Source organism: Pseudarthrobacter sp. NamB4, from assembly GCF_005796185.1.
Classification (GTDB): domain Bacteria; phylum Actinomycetota; class Actinomycetes; order Actinomycetales; family Micrococcaceae; genus Arthrobacter.
The window spans coordinates 251,946-266,828 of sequence record NZ_VAHM01000003.1 but is presented as its reverse complement, the minus strand read 5'-3'; the positions used below and the strand labels follow the sequence as shown (position 1 = coordinate 266,828).

Genomic DNA, 14,883 nt, shown 5'->3' with positions numbered 1-14,883 from the left:
GTCAGCGCTCGCCGCCGGACCCGGGGCCGGGAAGGAGCTCGGACGGCAGCTCGGCAACCGGAATGATCACGATGTCCTGGACTTTCCAGTCCATGGCGGCGCACGCGTCCCGCGCGGCCTCAAGCTGCCCGAAGGTAGGCATCGAGTCGCCCGCGGGAACCACGAACGACTCCACGTGGAAGACGTGCCCCTCGTCGCGGATCCGTGACTTGGCATCCCGGGTCCAGTCGAGGCTGCGGAGGTATTCATCCAGTTGCCGGCCCAACGGGTGGGGTTCTTTGTCGTCGTAGGTCATGGCCCGCTTGTCCATGAGTGCGGAAACGGCGCCCCTGGTGTTGCCGATCCCGTCGCGCAAAATACTTGCCGAAATGATCAAGGCGGCCCCGTAGTCGGCCCACCACAGCCCGAAGCCGATGCCCGCCACCCCGGCCACGGCAGCAATGGCCGTCATCCAGTCAGCTTTGTTCATATCGGCATCCGCATAGAGGACCTTGTCGTGCAGCTTCTCTGCGAGCTTCATCTTGGCCCGGCCCAGGAAGACGGGCGGCGCCGAAGTGATGATCATGACGGCCATCATCAACCAGCCCAGCCAAATGGTGTTGCCGAAAATCTCGATGCCGCCGATGGTGGGATGCTCCGCCTTGAGCAGGCCAAGGACGGACTCCACCAGGAGGTAACCGCCCATCACCGTCAGCGCGACGGCAGCCACCAGGTGAGCCACCCCGGTGGACCGGTGGTAGCCATAGGGATGCTTCTCGGAGGGAGGTTTACGGATGGCATGCGCCGCTACCAGGAAGGAGATAGGCGGGAGGAAGGAGAGGATGTCCTCGACCCAGGCGGCCTTCATGGCCTGCGAGTTGCCCAGCACCAGGAACACCATGGTTGTGGTGACCGCCAGGAAGCCCATGGTGGCCCATTCGATCCTCATGGCCTTGCGCAGCGCCTCCTGCTGTTCAGCCGGCAGGTCTGTATTTCCGAACCGGACTGCGTCACTGCTGTTCTTGACGTTCGTCATGATGACTCCTTGGCTGCCATCAGGTAGCGGTCCAGCTCAAGAAGGAACGCATTTTCCCCCAGCGGGACGAGCATGACGTGCTTGTGCAGCTTCCCCCGTTCGTCCTCTGATTCCACATAGGGGCGGGTGAGGCCGGCATGGGTGGTCCAGGGCGTCTTGTCGTCCAACCCGCCGATCACCAGGTCCAGACCGCCGTGCTTCAGCTCTTCAGCCAGGACCTGCTCGGTGCCCGCCACCCATTCGATGTCCGCTCCCAGATGCTCGGCGAAGCCCCGCACCAGTTCTGCATCCTTGCCCTGCACATCGCGGTCACGGAGGTTCTTGTCCGAGGTGTCACCACCGGAGGCTCGGATCGCCACCCAGTCCCCGTTCAGGCTCGCACCCACCCGGAGGGTGCCGCCCCGGACCCGGTCCAGGGTTCCCTCCGGGTCAGCCGGATAAGCACGGCAGCCGGAAAGGCCCAGCAGCGTTGCCAGCAGAAAAACCAGGATACTGCCCCGACTCATCACCCGCTCCTTCCTTTAGGCACTTCACCATCATGCTAGACAGCATGCTTCTCATTTGGTGAGATGCCAGGGGAGAAGTGAGCCGCAGAACTTAGCGGAGGATGGTGTCCAGGAGTCGCGCCGCCACCCGGGCCGTCCGCCCGTCGATGTCGAAGGCCGGATTCAGCTCCGCAATATCAAGGTGGAGCAGCTTCCCGCTCCGGGCAATCTGCCGGCAGACGGCGCTGACGACCGGCAGCGGAACCCCGTATGCAGCCGGCGCACTGACACCCGGAGCCACTGCTGCCGGCAGTACGTCGAGGTCGATCGTCAGGTAGAGGACGTCGATGCCCGCAAGGAACCCGGTCACGAATTCACTGGCGCGCTCCGCTTCACAGTCTTCATCCAGCAGGTACTGCACGCCCAGCCCCTTGGCGGTTTCAAAGAGCGCGCGGGTGTTGTTGGGTTCGGAGATTCCGACGACGGCGTACCGGAAGTCCCGTCCGGCGGCTGCTTCCGCCCGGGCCATCTGGAGGAACGGCGTCCCGGAACTCGGAACAGGTTCGGCGCGCAGGTCAAAATGGGCATCGAGGTTCAGGATGCCCAGCCGCTGGCCGCGCTGTACGGCTTCGGAAGCACTGACCCCCAGATAGCTGGCGTAGGCCGTTTCGTGGCCGCCGCCGAGCACCGCGGTCAGGTGACCGGAATCCAGCAGTGCAGCGACATTCCGGCCCAGGCGTTCCTGGCCATCCTCGAGCTGACCGTTGGATACCGCCACGTCGCCGGTGTCAGTGACAGCCCGGTTCAGATGGAACGCCAGGGGCCCCAGGGCCTTTCGGATGGCAGCAGGCGCGGCGGCAGCGCCGGTGCGGCCCTTGTTCCTGCGCACGCCCTCGTCGCTGGCGAAGCCGAGCAGCACGGCCGGTTTCTGGGTTCCCTCCGCATCCGGGGAACCAGCGGCACCCGCGCTGCCCGCCGTGGCGCGCTTCCCGCCGTCATGATGGGCTACCGCCTGCCACCAGCGGCGGTGCGCTGTGCCGTCGCCGTCGTACCTGCCTGTCCAAGGCTGGTACGGGACATCGACGGCAGGAATCAGTGAAGGCATGTTCCAAGCTCACCGTATGCCTGCCGCGAAAACCAGCCGTGCCGCCGTCGTTATGTCTGAGATTCGAGACCACGCACCGGTCGAGAGCACGGGCTATGGTGGAGCAATCCCTCCCCGGGGATGTGTCACTTTGCCTGCGCCCGATGGCGCAACCAATCAAGGCCGGAGAACAGCACCATGTTTGAAGCCCCCAACATTTTGTATGCCGCCGCCGGTATGGCCGTGTTCGTGGCCGCAGTACTCCCTAAGCTGCTGCGCGACATGCCTTTTTCCATGCCCATGGTGTTCCTGGGAGCGGGAATGGGTGCATTCGCACTGATACCCACCCTTCCTGATCCGGACCCCATAGCCCACGGCGATTTCGTTGTGCACCTTTCAGAAATCTGCGTCATCATCTCGCTGATGGGCGCCGGGCTGGCGCTGGACCGGCCCGTTGGCCGCAGGCGCTGGTCCACCACATGGCGACTCCTGGGAATTGCCATGCCGCTGTGCATCATTGCCCTGACACTGATGGGGCTGTGGTTCCTGGGCCTGGGCCTGGGCGCCGCCTTGCTGGTGGGGTCCAGCCTCGCGCCCACGGATCCTGTCCTGGCGTCGGAAGTGCAGGTGGGCGAACCGGCGGACCACGACGATGGCGCCAACAAAGAGGATGAGGTGCGCTTCGGCCTCACCTCGGAAGCCGGCCTCAATGACGGGCTGGCCTTTCCCTTTGTCTACCTGGCCATCGCCATCAGCATTGCAGGATCGTCACCTTCCGCGTGGTTTCCGGAGTGGTTCGGCGTGGATGTGCTCTGGCGGCTGGCCATCGGGCTGCTGGGCGGCTTCCTGACCGGCAAGCTCCTGGCCCGCCTCTTCTTTTCAGCCCGAGCCGAAAGCCTGCGGCTGTCCAACCACTCGGAGGGGTTCGTGGCGCTGGCGGCCACCTTCCTGGCATACGGGGTGACCGAAATGGTGGAGGGTTATGGCTTCATCGCAGTCTTTGTGTGTGCCGTGACCATCCGCGCGGCGGAACGCACCCACGGCTACCACCGCGTCCTGCACTCCTACGTTGAGCAGTTGGAGCGGCTCCTGACCGTAGTGATCCTGGTCCTGCTGGGCGGCTCTATCGCGCGCGGCCTGCTGGAAGGGATCGGCTGGGCGGAAGTGCTGGTGGCACTGGCATTCCTGCTGGTGGTCCGGCCGCTGGCGGGTTGGGTGGGGCTTCTGCGCGGCAAGACGGGGCCGCGGGAGCGGATCGCCCTGTCCTTCTTCGGGATCCGGGGGATCGGCTCGCTTTACTACCTCTCCTATGCCCTGGGCAAGGGCGAGTTCGGTGACCAGGCTGAGCGGCTCTGGGCGTTCATCGGGCTGGTGGTGGCCCTTTCCATCGTGCTCCACGGCGCCACCACCTCGCCGCTGATGAACCGGCTGGACAAGTTGCGGGAAAGGAAGGCCCGGGCAGTGTCCGGTGATGAGGGGCTCGCGCCCAATACGCCGGTGTAGGGCATGCCGGGCGAGCCGGTTACATGCCCAGTGCGGCCTCGATGGGGCCGACGGCGAAGAACAGCAGGAAGGCCGCGGCTACGGCCCACATCAGGGGGTGGATTTCCTTGATCCGGCCCTGGAAGGTGCGGATCAGGACGAATGCGATGAACCCTGCACCCAGGCCATTGGCGATCGAGTACGTGAACGGCATCAGCGTAAAGGTCAGGAAGGCCGGAATCGCGACGCCCCAGTCCTGCCAGTCAATCCTGCCCACCTGGGACACCATCATGAAGCCCACCACCACCAGGGCCGGGGCCACTGCCTCGAAGGGGACCAGGTTAATGAGCGGGGTGAAGAACATGGCCACCAGGAACAGCAGGCCGGTGACGATCGAGGCGATGCCGGTGCGGGCACCTTCGCCGATGCCGGCGCCGGCTTCGACGTAAATCTGGTTGGAGGACACTGAGGCTCCGCCGCCCACGATCGCGCCCAGGGCGTCCACCTGGAGGACCCGGTCGACGTCGGGAATATTGCCGTGTTCATCCACGGTGCCTGCCTCGTTGGCCAGGCCCACCATGGTGCCCATGGCGTCAAAGAAGATGCTGAGCAGGATCACGAAGGCCAGGAGGGTAGCTGCCACGAAACCCAGGTGCCCGAAGGCGCCGAACGGGTTTGCCTTGCCAAGCAGGGAAAGGTCCGGGGCCGCCCATCCGGTAAAGGTCGGAGCCACCAGGGACCAGCCCTGCGGGTTGGAGGTCTCGCCGTCGAAGCTCGGCCCGATGTGCAGGGTCATCTCCAGGAGCACCGAGATAATCGTGGAAGTGATGATGCCGATCAGAATGGCACCCTTGACCTTGCGCACCACCAGGGCGATGGTCAGGATCAGGCCGAACACGAACACCGCGGTGGGCCAGCCCAGGAGCTTGCCTTCGAAACCCAGGCCAACCGGAACAGTGGTCCCGGCAACGTCAGGGATACGCCGCACGAAGCCGGCATTCACCAGTCCGATCAGCGCGATGAACAGCCCGATGCCCACCACAATCGCCGTCTTCAGCCCGTCCGGTACGGCTCTGAAGACTGCTGTACGAAAGCCCGTGAGGACCAGGATGAGCATGGTGACGCCGGACAGGACCACCAGGCCCATCATGTCCGGCCAGGTGAGCCCCGGGTTGGTGGCAACGGTGACCGCCACAAAGGCGTTGACGCCCAGGCCGGTGGCCAGCGCGAAGGGGTGCTTTGCCCAGGCGCCCATCAGGATGGTCAGGAGCCCGGCCACGAAGGCTGTCACGGCAGCCACTGCCGTGAAGCCCAAGGTGGCGCCCGTGGAGTCCGGCCCGGAGAGGATCAGGGGGTTCAGCACCACGATATAGCTCATGGCAAAGAACGTGGCGAAGCCGCCGCGGATCTCGCGGGAAAGATTCGAACCGCGCTCCGTAACCTTGAAATACCGGTCCAGGGCAGAGCCTTGCTTAAGCATTAGTCCTCCGGGGAAGTCTGTGGGGATACCTGCATCCTATGGGGGCGGGGGCAGGGCGGCCGGCAAATTCGCTTAGTCTGTAAGGAAGCCAACACAAGGAGCAGCCCAAGCATGCGTCCCATCCGCCGCCAGATCCTGAGCCTTGGGCTTGGGTTCCTCGTTTTCGCCGCCGCTGTGCTGGGACTGGCAGGTCCCGCCGCCGCGCACGACGCCGCTGAATCCAGCAGCCCCTCCCCGGGCGCTTCCCTGGCAGCGCCGCCGGAACAGGTTTCTGTCACCTTTAACAAGAACCCCCTCGGCATTGGTGCCGCGTTTTCCGTCAAAGACACCTCCGGCACCGAGTGGGCCGACGGGCCGGTGAAGATCGTGGACAAGGTCGCATCGCAAAAGCTTCGCGCTGGAGGTCCCGCGGGGGAATACACGGTCGCGTGGCGCGTGGTGAGTTCAGACTCGCATCCCATTGAGGGGACTTTTGGCTTCACGGCGGCTGCCGCCGGGCCGGTTGCCCCCCAGGCTGCTCCGGCAACCGTTCCGGCGGCCCCGGCTCCTGGGGCATCGGCCCCCGCTATTGGTACCGCACAGCCCGGAACCACCATGGAGCCTGCGGAACCCGTGGACGCCTCGGAGCCGTTCCAGTGGAGCATCGTCATCTTCGCCGTCGTTGCGGTGGGGCTGCTTGCAGCCCTTGCCGTCCTCGCCCGGCGCAGGCTTACCGCCGCAAGCGACGAATAGAAGGCGCCCCCTTCAGCGGGGCGGCTGCCTGTGCTAGCAGGTCAGGCCCGCGAAGCTTCCGGTAGCCGGGTAGGTCACGGTGTCCGGATGCACCTTGGCGGAAATCGCGTGGCCCACAGTCTTGGCCTGGCGCAGGACCTCTTTCGGTGATGGCGTGATGAGCTCTCCCACGCCCACCAGGTAGATACCGATGGCCCGCATCGCGGCAGCAAGGTTCCTTCCCACTGAGATACCGAAATTATTGATCATCCGGCGGAGCTGGCTCTGGGCGCAGCGGGTCAGGACGATATGGTTGGCCACCAGGATTCCGGTGGGAGTGTGCACCTCCCACTGCGGAGCGGCCGTGCGCTCCTCTACCCCGTCCACCATGGACAGCTGGACGGCGCGGGTAGTGGTGCGCACGTCCACGTCATGGCTCGCGGCGTAGTTCCGGAGGTGGCGCATGATTTCGTTCCGCTCTCGAAGGGTGGCGGAGTCGGCTGCGTCGCAGCGCTGGAGCGGGGCGGTGTTGGCCGTCTGTGCGGCGCCCAGGATGTCCAGTCCGTCCACCACTATTGCATCGACGCCGCGGCGGCACAGCTCGGCGGCGACGGCAAGGCCGGACAGGCCTGCGCCGATGATCACAGCGGTGGTCTGCTCAGTCCGGGCATTCCCAGGCATGCTTGACACGACAGTTTCCTCCTTCGAAGCTTCGCAGGTGCAGGCGTCCTCGCCCGCGAGCGTCCCGTTACCCCCAAAGTCCGGCCGCAGTGTGTTGCCGGGCAGCTTTCGAACGGAAGTGGAAGTCGGCGTCCCGGACCAACAATGTCCTGAAGACTACAGAACATTTCCGCCCCTGAACAGACCGCAACGCCGAGGTTCTTCTGCCCCGGGCATGGAGCCGAAACATCCGGCAAACCGGAACAGGGAAAAGCCGTTACAGGTCGCGCGCGATCGCCAGCAAATCACCAACCTGGCAATCGAGCACCTCGCAGATCGCAGTCAAGGTCGAGAACCGGATCGCCTTTGCCCGGTCATTCTTCAGGACAGACAGATTTACCAGGCTGACTCCAACGCGCTTGCTCAGCTCAGTCAGGGTCATTCCGCGGTCCGCCAGGAGCTCGTCCAGGTGGCAGTGGATGTTCGACGGGTCCTCGGCCGGCATCAGACCAGCCCCTCGGTATCTTTCTGTAGCCGGCGCCCGTACTCGAAGACTGCCGCAACCAGGAGCAGGGCGATGCCCAGCATCAACGGGCCGGTGTCGAACTCCGCCGGGAAGACCTGCGACTCCCCAGGGCCCCGGGGGTTGGCGCCGACGATCTCGGCCAGTCTGCTGCGACCCACACCGTCGAGAACCTGGCCGGACATGCCTGCCACGGCCAGGACAATTCCGGCCGCCCCGACCAGGTGCGCAGACTTTGCAGTGAACAGGATCCTGCCCTGAAGGCGGTAGGCCAGCAGGAACGACAGCGCAAGGATTGCCAAGACCGCGACCTGGTTCAGCAGGCCGGCCCAGGCGAGGCTTGCGGCCGGGCCGGACGGCAGGACTGGAATGGTGGTTTCCAGTGACGTGAAGTGCCCTGTCGCCTCCAGCGACAGACCTGTGGCCCTCTGGTGCGACGTAGCCACCGGAAGCACCAGTGTCACCGGCCCGGTAAACAGAGCGACAGTACCGGATACAGTCGCAGCCGTTGTAACAAGCGCCGCAAGGGCTGAAGCGATCATCAAAAAGATAGCATCGGCCCTCGATACAACTTTCTTTTGGCCTGTTCCGGCTGACCCGCGCGTGAGTTTCATGGTTCCCCCTACTATCGAAATTCGTTAATAACGGTTGTCGATAAGCTCCTGGTTTCGCGGCTGCCGGCCAATGCCAAACCTGAGCGATGAGAGCCTGCCGCCCATGCGATCCACAGCGTCTATGCTCTGGACGTCCTGCGGGCGCCTTCCGGGCGCCTACTCTGAAAAGCAGTTGCATCCCATCCTGAAGGAAGCCCATGCCCCACCCCACCCGTCCCTTACGCAAGCTCGGATTCCTCACTATTGGCCTCTTCGATCCGGCCGATCCCGCCGCAGGCCACGACTCCACTTTGCAGATCATCGAATTGGGCGAGCGGCTCGGATTCGACAGCGCCTGGCTGCGGCACCGGCATTTGCAGTTCGGCATTTCCTCTCCCATCGCAATGATGGCTGCGGCCAGCCAGCGCACCTCCCGGATCGAGCTTGGAACCGCTGTGACCCCGCTCGGCTGGGAAAACCCACTGCGGCTGGCAGAGGACCTGGCCACCGTGGATCTGCTCGCCCGAGGACGAATCAACCCAGGACTGAGCGTGGGGGAGCCGATGCATTACGACACCGTGAAGCGCGAGCTGTACCCGGATTCCGCGGAGCTGGAGGACTTCAGCTACGCCCGGGTGGAGCGGTTTGCCCGCCTGGTTGCGGGAGGGCCGGTGCGGGACTTCTCCGGCAGGCAAGGTGTGGTGGAGGAATTCTCCAACCGCGTCGAGCCGCACTCTCCCGGGCTGCGGGACCGCCTTTGGTACGGGGCAGGCAGCACGAAGTCGGCTGTGTGGGCCGGGGCCAACGGCTTCAACCTTCTCTCCAGCAGCGTGGTTTTCCCTGAACCGGACCAGGAACCGGACTTCGCCAAGATTCAACAATCGCAGATCCGCGCATACCGTGAAGCCGCCGCATCATCTGCTCAGGCTGAGCGGCGTGCCCGGGTGTCGCAGGGCCTGGTGGTAATTCCCACCGATTCGGCATCACCGGAACAGCGGGAGAAGTACCGGCGGTACGTCGACGAGCGCACGCCCCGCACGCGGGCGCCGCAGGGGCCAAAGGGCATGCTGTTCGCCCCGGACCTCATCGGCACCAGCGATGAAATCGCCGAGCAGCTGTACGCACACGCAGGATTCCAGGAAGTCGACGAGGTGGCGTTCGCCCTGCCCTTCAGCTTTGACCACGAGGATTACGTCCAGATCCTTACGGACATTGCCGGCAAGCTGGGTCCCGCACTTGGCTGGATCCCAACCCAGGCAGGGCAAGACCGGCCATAACCGGCACCGTACGATGACCTGGCCTCAGGTGCCTGGCGCGCCCGGTACGCAAGAGTCAGCGCGTCTCCACATCCCGGAGAAAGCCTTCCCGAACGCGTTGGACAGGCTGTGGAAAAGCTGTGGATATTGTGTGGATTCCGCACCTGGCCAGGCTTGCTATGGCAGGGCTGACGGAGAATAGTGAGAAGCGGAAGCGGCAGTTTCCGCTGCGTCTGCGGCGCCTGACCAGGTGCGCAAGGAACTGTCCGCTTTCTGGCAGAATAGCGGCAATATCGTGCAGTAGCGCAAGGAGGCGGCCCCATGGGCGCACATGAATTGCATCCGGACCCGGCCCGGGACGGTGGCGGCAATTCTGCCGCCCCCGAAGGAATCGTTGTTGGAGTCGATGGGTCGGACCATGGCCAGTGCGCCCTGGTGTGGGCAGCCCGCGAAGCCCAGCGCCGCCGTCGGCCGCTGCACATTGTCACCGCATACTCCGTGCCCATCTTTGCTGCCTCGGGCCTCGACGGCGGCTACGCCACCGTGGATGATTCGGTGATCCGGGAAGGTGCGGAGGCCATCGTCAGGCAGGCGCTGGAGAAGGTCTCGTCCTACGACATCGAGGTCACCGGATCCGTGGAAAACGGTGATGCCTCCGGCGTGCTGCTGGAGATGTCCGAGACTGCCGAACTCCTGGTCTTCGGCACCCGCGGCCGCGGTGGTTTTGTGGGCAGGCTGCTCGGTTCCGTGAGCAGCGCCCTGCCGGCCCACGCCAAGTGCCCCACCGTGACCATTCCCCTGGTTTGCTCGGACCGCTTGGGTGAGCCCACCGAGGACCGGCGCGTCAGGGCCGAGCAGGCAAAAGCCGGGCACCAGCGCGTCGAAAACGTGGTGGTGGTAGGCGTGGACGGCTCAGAGCAGGCGCGCGTGGCCGTGCTGGAGGCGGCCGACCAGGCTGAACGGTTGGGTGCCACCCTCCGGGTGGTGTGTGCGGTGCCCCAGTACAGCGGCTCCTTGGCCTGGGTTCCGGCTCCCATGGACCGCAAGGCACTGTTTGCCGACATCCAGGCCACCCTGGACGCCGGCATGGCGTGGCTGCGGAGCCACTTCCCCAACCTGCCCGCCGAATCAGTACTTAAGGATGGTTCCCCGGTGGACGTCCTGGTGGAAGAAAGCCGGCACGTTGAACTGGTGGTGGTTGGCACCCGTGGCCGCGGCGGCTTCACCGGAATGCTCCTGGGCTCAACATCCGATGGCGTGCTCCACCATGCCAAAGGCCCCGTGATGGTGGTCCCGGACCGGGAGGACCCCCGCCTGGCGGACCGTGCCCGCTTTGGGCCGATGCTCGACGCATCGTGACCTGAGCCTCTCACCGGGAGCACCACCGTGGCTGCTGATCCGGCACGGAAACCGGGCACGAGTCCTCCGTACCGGGCGGGGGAAACAGCGCCGGCCTGGTCCTTCCCCTCAGCAACACGGTCACCCCGGATAGGCTGCAGGGCAGGTGTATGGGCGGGCACCGAGGCGTACCCTTGGACTATGGCTCCAACGACGGAGTGGACGGGACAATGAACCGGATTATGAACGGCCGGCCAAGGCAGCAAGGGCCGGAGGGCAGCGGTGCCGATCGTGCGCGGAACCGGGCGTGGCTGCGCTGGGTTCCGGCGGTGACCGTGCCTGCAGTCATCGCAGCCGGGTTTCTGGCCGGCACCATCCCGGCCCGGGCGGGTGATCCCCTGCCAACCAAGACTCCCGCTGACGTCATAGCCCTGGCAGCCGGACACAAGACCCATACTTTTTCCGGCACGATCGAACAGTCCTCGGAACTGGGACTGCCGGAGCTGCCGGCAACAGGTCCCACCGCAGGCCCTGCATCAGCCGACGGCATCGCGTCCGCCATTGAGGTCCTCACCGGCGAGCACACTGCCCGGGTGTTCATGGACGGAAAAACCAAGGCACGGATCCAGGTGGTGGACCGGCTCGCCGAGAGGAACGTAATCCGCAGCGGCAACGAAGTCTGGTTCTACTCCTCAAAGGATAACTCCACCGCCCACCTGACCCTGGCCGGCGACGCGAGCGACCTCCCCCTGGCCCACCCCGGGACCCCAGCCGCCCCGCGCACCCCGCAGGAACTTGCCGAAAGGTTCCTGGCGGCAGCGGACAGCTCCACTGCCATCTCCGTTGGCCCCGACGTGCAGGCCGCCGGGCGCGCCGCCTACAACCTGCTGCTTGAGCCGCGCACCAACGGCACCCTCGTGGGCAAGGTGGCCATCGCCGTCGACGCAGCCACCGGGATGCCTCTCTCCGTCCAGGTGACGGCCCGCGGCGCATCCCAGCCTGCTTTCAGTGCCGGATTCATCAGCCTGTCGCTGGACCAGCCGGACGTGGCACTGTTCAACTTCGTCCCGCCGCCGGGCAGCACGGTGGAGGAACTGCAGCCCGGCCACCCTAATCGGCAATCGCTCAGCCCGGGAACTCCGGATTCGCACGCAACCCCCGAGGACCTGGCGGCCGCCCTTGAGCAGAAAGCCGGGCAATACACAACAGGCTCGGGGTGGGAGACAGTGGTGGCAGTCCCGGCGGAGGCAGGGGCCGCCTCGCGCCTGAATGCCCTGCTGGCCGGCAATCCGCTGCTGGCGCAGGCCGCCGTCGCCGTTCCCGGCGGGCGCGTGTTGTCCACCGCCCTGTTCAACGTCCTGCTCACCGACGACGGCCGGGTCTTCGCGGGCATGGTGCCGGTGGAGAGGCTGCAGGCAGCATCCGCGGCTCCGTGACAGCAGCCGCGGGAGGCCCCGGATCCCGGACGTACGGCCTGACCATCGAGACGAAGGGGCTGACCAAGCGCTTCGGGCATCAGGTGGCGGTGAATGCCCTCGATCTGGCGGTACCCCAAGGCGCCGTCTTTGGCTTCCTGGGACCCAACGGCTCAGGAAAAACCACCACCATCAGGATGCTGCTGGGGCTCGCGGCGGCCTCGGCCGGGACCATCGAACTACTGGGGATGGAGATGCCCAGCCAGTTCCGGGAAGTCCTCCCGCGGGTCGGGGCGCTGGTGGAGGGGCCCGCTTTCTATCCATTCCTCTCCGGGTCGGCGAACCTCCACCGCCTTGACGCCGCCACCCGGCACGCCGCCCCAGGCACCCGGAAAGCACGGGTGGACCATGCGCTGGAACGCGTTGGCCTCAGCCATGCCGCCGGCAAACGGGTCCACGCGTATTCCCTGGGCATGAAGCAGCGGTTGGGGATCGCCAACGCGCTGCTTTCCCCGCGGGAGCTGCTGGTGCTCGATGAGCCGACCAATGGGCTGGACCCCCAGGGCACCAGGGAGGTGCGTAACCTGGTCAGGTCCCTGGCGGCGGACGGAACCACCGTTTTTGTTTCCAGCCACCTGCTGGCCGAGGTCGAACAGATCTGTACCCACGCGGCCGTGATGAGCGCCGGCCGGCTTGTGGCCCAGGGCCCGCTGCCCGACCTCAGGCGGTCCGGAAGCGCCCGCATCCGCGTGGTCACGCCTGACGCTGGGCCCGCAACTTCCGCCCTGGCGCGCCTTGGGCTGGCACCTGAACCCGCACCGGCGCAGCCGGACGGCCAGGTGGTGACGGCGGCGCTCGCCGGCCTGGGCGCAGATATGGGACGTCCCGCCCCCGAGGATATTGTGGCGCACCTCGTGGCTGGCGGCGTGCGGGTCCGCGGATTCGCGGTGGAACGGGAGAGCCTGGAGGACAGGTTCGTGGCTTTGACCGGGGAGGGGTTCGACGTTGTCCAGTAGCCTACGGCCGGAGACTTTGGGAACAGCAGGCGCAACGGATGCGGCGGCGCCGCGGGGATTGGGGCTTTCCCTTTTGTGGTCAGAACTCCGGGTCCTGTTCGGCCGCCGCCGGACCTGGGCCCTGCTGCTGGCGCTTGCCGCCATTCCGGTGCTGATCGCGGTGGCCGTCCGCCTGTCGTCCGCTGTTCCTGCCGGGCGCGGCCCGGCCTTTCTTGACCGCATTTCCCAGAACGGGCTGTTCGTTGCGTTCACCGCCATGCTGGTGTCCGTTCCGTTGTTCCTGCCGTTGACCGTGGGTGTGGTGGCGGGGGACACGATCGCGGGCGAAGCCAACCTGGGGACGCTGCGGTACCTGCTGGTCGCACCGGCCGGCCGGGTGCGGCTGCTCCTGGTCAAGTACGCGGGGGCGCTGGCCTTCTGTCTGGCCGCACCGCTCACGGTTGGCCTGGCCGGTGCCGCCATCGGGGCGGCACTCTTCCCGGTGGGCCCGGTGACCCTGTTGTCCGGGGACGTGATCGAGCCGCCCCAGGCCGCGTTGCGCATCCTTCTGATCGCGGCGTACCTTGCCGTCTCCCTGGCCGGGCTCTCAGCAGTCGGGCTGTTCCTGTCCACCCTGACGGTGGTTCCGGTAGGTGCCATGGCAGCCACGGTTGTGGTGTCCGTGGTGTCCCAGGTGCTGGACCAGCTGCCGCAGTTGGAGTGGCTGCACCCGTGGCTTTTCAGTCACTACTGGCTGGGCTTCGGGGACCTGCTCCGGCAGCCCCTGCTGTGGGACTCGTTCACCGGCAACGCCCTGCTCCAGGCGGGGTATGTGGCAGTGTTCGGCGCGCTCGCCTACGGCCGCTTTGTCACCAAGGACATCCTGAGCTGACGGCGATCGCCTAAAGGAGCGAGGTCCGGTCAGGCGTGCTGGTGCGCCTCGTGATCGGAGTGGCTGGCAGGCTCCAGCTGGAAGGTGCAGTGGTCGGTATCGAAGTGTGAGCCCAGGCAGGTGATCAGCTTGTCCAGCAGCTGGTCTGCTCCACGCGCGTTGAGCACCCCGTCTTCCACTACCACGTGTGCCGAAAAGACCGGAACGCCGGAGGTGATCGTCCAAATGTGGATATCGTGCACGTCTGTCACGCCCTCGACGGACAGGATGTGCTCACGAATCATCTGTACTTCCACACCCTTGGGGCTGGCCTCCAGCAGGACATCCACCACATCGCGCAACAGTGTCCAGGCCCGGGGGAGGATCAGCAGGGCGATCAGGACGGAGGCGATGGTGTCAGCAGCGTTGAAGCCGGTCACCATGATTACCACTGCCGCTGCGATGACCGCGAAGGAACCCAGGAGGTCGCCCAGCACTTCCAGGTAGGCGCCCCGCACATTGAGGCTTTCCCGGTGCGCCCTGTGCAGGATCACCAGGGAAACCACGTTGGCGGCGGCGCCGAGGATGGCGGCGAACAGCATGATGTCGGTTTCGACTTCCGGCGCAGCCCCGATCCGCCGGAGCGCCTCACTGAAGATGACCACCGAAATCACCACCAGGATCAAGGCGTTGGCCATCGCAGCGAGCACCTCGGCACGCTGGTAGCCGTACGTCCTCTGGTCGCTGGCAGGACGCCCTGCTATCCACGAGGCCAGCAGGGCGATGGTCACGCCTGCCGCATCCGAGAGCATATGGCCTGCATCGGCAAGCAGGGAGAGTGATCCTGAAAGGACGGCGCCCAGAACCTGCACCAGGACCACGGTGAGGGTGATCACCAGCACAGCCACCAGCCGCTTTCGGTGCCGGCCGGTTGCCGTGATGCCATGCGTGTGGCCGTGGTTGTGTCCCATGCCT

15 protein-coding genes are annotated in these 14,883 nt (G+C 65.8%); 7 read left to right on the top strand and 8 right to left on the bottom strand.

All coding sequences use genetic code 11. From position 1 onward, the window contains the following. Position 1 precedes the first annotated feature (1 nt). The 3 genes from FDW81_RS04275 to hutG all read right to left on the bottom strand — a co-directional run bounded on the left by FDW81_RS04275 (position 2) and on the right by hutG (position 2,605). On the bottom strand, positions 2-1,015 hold the full coding sequence (locus tag FDW81_RS04275) for a cation transporter (RefSeq protein ID WP_138132912.1): 1,014 nt from the start codon (positions 1,013-1,015) through the stop codon (positions 2-4). After that, complete coding sequence (locus FDW81_RS04270) at positions 1,012-1,521, bottom strand: ABC transporter substrate-binding protein (protein ID WP_138132911.1); 510 nt, start codon at positions 1,519-1,521, stop codon at positions 1,012-1,014. The genes FDW81_RS04275 and FDW81_RS04270 overlap by 4 nt, the downstream gene beginning before the upstream one ends. Before the next feature lie 91 nt (positions 1,522-1,612). Beyond that, positions 1,613-2,605 (bottom strand): formimidoylglutamase, encoded by a 993-nt coding sequence (hutG, locus tag FDW81_RS04265; RefSeq protein WP_138132910.1) that lies wholly within the window; start codon positions 2,603-2,605, stop codon positions 1,613-1,615. A gap of 177 nt (positions 2,606-2,782) precedes the next feature. Between hutG and FDW81_RS04260 the strand changes: the two genes are divergently transcribed. After that, positions 2,783-4,087 carry a sodium:proton antiporter gene (locus tag FDW81_RS04260; protein ID WP_138132909.1) on the top strand — a complete coding sequence of 435 codons (1,305 nt, stop codon included), beginning with the start codon at positions 2,783-2,785 and terminating at the stop codon, positions 4,085-4,087. 19 nt (positions 4,088-4,106) lie between these two features. Here FDW81_RS04260 and FDW81_RS04255 read toward each other — a convergent pair whose 3' ends face one another. Continuing rightward, complete coding sequence (locus FDW81_RS04255) at positions 4,107-5,546, bottom strand: NCS2 family permease (RefSeq protein WP_138132908.1); 1,440 nt, start codon at positions 5,544-5,546, stop codon at positions 4,107-4,109. 111 nt (positions 5,547-5,657) lie between these two features. Here FDW81_RS04255 and FDW81_RS04250 point away from each other — a divergent pair, with 111 nt between their 5' ends. Further along, positions 5,658-6,278 (top strand): copper resistance CopC family protein, encoded by a 621-nt coding sequence (locus FDW81_RS04250; RefSeq protein WP_138132907.1) that lies wholly within the window; start codon positions 5,658-5,660, stop codon positions 6,276-6,278. A 33-nt stretch (positions 6,279-6,311) separates the two neighbouring features. Here the strand turns inward: FDW81_RS04250 and FDW81_RS04245 are convergent, their stop codons facing one another. The 3 genes from FDW81_RS04245 to FDW81_RS04235 all read right to left on the bottom strand — a co-directional run bounded on the left by FDW81_RS04245 (position 6,312) and on the right by FDW81_RS04235 (position 7,982). After that, on the bottom strand, positions 6,312-6,938 hold the full coding sequence (locus FDW81_RS04245; protein ID WP_138132969.1) for an FAD-dependent oxidoreductase: 627 nt from the start codon (positions 6,936-6,938) through the stop codon (positions 6,312-6,314). Between the two features lie 256 nt (positions 6,939-7,194). Beyond that, on the bottom strand, positions 7,195-7,422 hold the full coding sequence (locus tag FDW81_RS04240) for a helix-turn-helix transcriptional regulator (RefSeq protein ID WP_138132906.1): 228 nt from the start codon (positions 7,420-7,422) through the stop codon (positions 7,195-7,197). Further along, the gene (locus FDW81_RS04235; RefSeq protein ID WP_240719923.1) at positions 7,422-7,982 is read right to left on the bottom strand and encodes a hypothetical protein; all 561 of its coding nucleotides are present in this window, start codon (positions 7,980-7,982) and stop codon (positions 7,422-7,424) included. The genes FDW81_RS04240 and FDW81_RS04235 overlap by 1 nt, the downstream gene beginning before the upstream one ends. Positions 7,983-8,251: 269 nt before the next feature. On the opposite strand from FDW81_RS04235, the gene FDW81_RS04230 reads away from it, so the two are divergent. The 5 genes from FDW81_RS04230 (at position 8,252) to FDW81_RS04210 (ending at position 13,929) form a co-directional block, all read left to right on the top strand. After that, entirely contained in the window at positions 8,252-9,310 is a 1,059-nt protein-coding gene (locus FDW81_RS04230; protein ID WP_138132904.1) for an LLM class flavin-dependent oxidoreductase, read from the top strand. Positions 9,311-9,610: 300 nt separating this feature from the next. Next, the gene (locus FDW81_RS04225) at positions 9,611-10,648 is read left to right on the top strand and encodes a universal stress protein (protein ID WP_138132903.1); all 1,038 of its coding nucleotides are present in this window, start codon (positions 9,611-9,613) and stop codon (positions 10,646-10,648) included. Positions 10,649-10,797: 149 nt separating this feature from the next. Continuing rightward, positions 10,798-12,063 carry a hypothetical protein gene (locus tag FDW81_RS04220; RefSeq protein WP_240719921.1) on the top strand — a complete coding sequence of 422 codons (1,266 nt, stop codon included), beginning with the start codon at positions 10,798-10,800 and terminating at the stop codon, positions 12,061-12,063. Continuing rightward, positions 12,060-13,058: an ABC transporter ATP-binding protein gene (locus tag FDW81_RS04215; protein ID WP_138132902.1), complete on the top strand. Its 999-nt coding sequence runs from the start codon at positions 12,060-12,062 to the stop codon at positions 13,056-13,058. The genes FDW81_RS04220 and FDW81_RS04215 overlap by 4 nt, the downstream gene beginning before the upstream one ends. 16 nt (positions 13,059-13,074) lie before the next feature. After that, on the top strand, positions 13,075-13,929 hold the full coding sequence (locus tag FDW81_RS04210) for an ABC transporter permease (RefSeq protein WP_138132901.1): 855 nt from the start codon (positions 13,075-13,077) through the stop codon (positions 13,927-13,929). Between the two features lie 29 nt (positions 13,930-13,958). Here FDW81_RS04210 and FDW81_RS04205 read toward each other — a convergent pair whose 3' ends face one another. Then, the gene (locus FDW81_RS04205; protein WP_138132900.1) at positions 13,959-14,879 is read right to left on the bottom strand and encodes a cation diffusion facilitator family transporter; all 921 of its coding nucleotides are present in this window, start codon (positions 14,877-14,879) and stop codon (positions 13,959-13,961) included. Positions 14,880-14,883 lie beyond the last annotated feature (4 nt).

Coding starts and splice junctions, on each gene's coding strand:
- FDW81_RS04275 (WP_138132912.1), bottom strand. CDS start 1,015: ATGACGAACGTCAAGAACAGCAGTGACGCAGTCCGGTTCGGAAATACA.
- FDW81_RS04255 (WP_138132908.1), bottom strand. CDS start 5,546: ATGCTTAAGCAAGGCTCTGCCCTGGACCGGTATTTCAAGGTTACGGAG.
- FDW81_RS04235 (WP_240719923.1), bottom strand. CDS start 7,982: ATGATCGCTTCAGCCCTTGCGGCGCTTGTTACAACGGCTGCGACTGTA.
- FDW81_RS04230 (WP_138132904.1), top strand. CDS start 8,252: ATGCCCCACCCCACCCGTCCCTTACGCAAGCTCGGATTCCTCACTATT.
- FDW81_RS04250 (WP_138132907.1), top strand. CDS start 5,658: ATGCGTCCCATCCGCCGCCAGATCCTGAGCCTTGGGCTTGGGTTCCTC.
- FDW81_RS04205 (WP_138132900.1), bottom strand. CDS start 14,879: ATGGGACACAACCACGGCCACACGCATGGCATCACGGCAACCGGCCGG.
- FDW81_RS04270 (WP_138132911.1), bottom strand. CDS start 1,521: ATGAGTCGGGGCAGTATCCTGGTTTTTCTGCTGGCAACGCTGCTGGGC.
- FDW81_RS04220 (WP_240719921.1), top strand. CDS start 10,798: ATGGGCGGGCACCGAGGCGTACCCTTGGACTATGGCTCCAACGACGGA.
- hutG (WP_138132910.1), bottom strand. CDS start 2,605: ATGCCTTCACTGATTCCTGCCGTCGATGTCCCGTACCAGCCTTGGACA.
- FDW81_RS04260 (WP_138132909.1), top strand. CDS start 2,783: ATGTTTGAAGCCCCCAACATTTTGTATGCCGCCGCCGGTATGGCCGTG.
- FDW81_RS04240 (WP_138132906.1), bottom strand. CDS start 7,422: ATGCCGGCCGAGGACCCGTCGAACATCCACTGCCACCTGGACGAGCTC.
- FDW81_RS04225 (WP_138132903.1), top strand. CDS start 9,611: ATGGGCGCACATGAATTGCATCCGGACCCGGCCCGGGACGGTGGCGGC.
- FDW81_RS04245 (WP_138132969.1), bottom strand. CDS start 6,938: ATGCCTGGGAATGCCCGGACTGAGCAGACCACCGCTGTGATCATCGGC.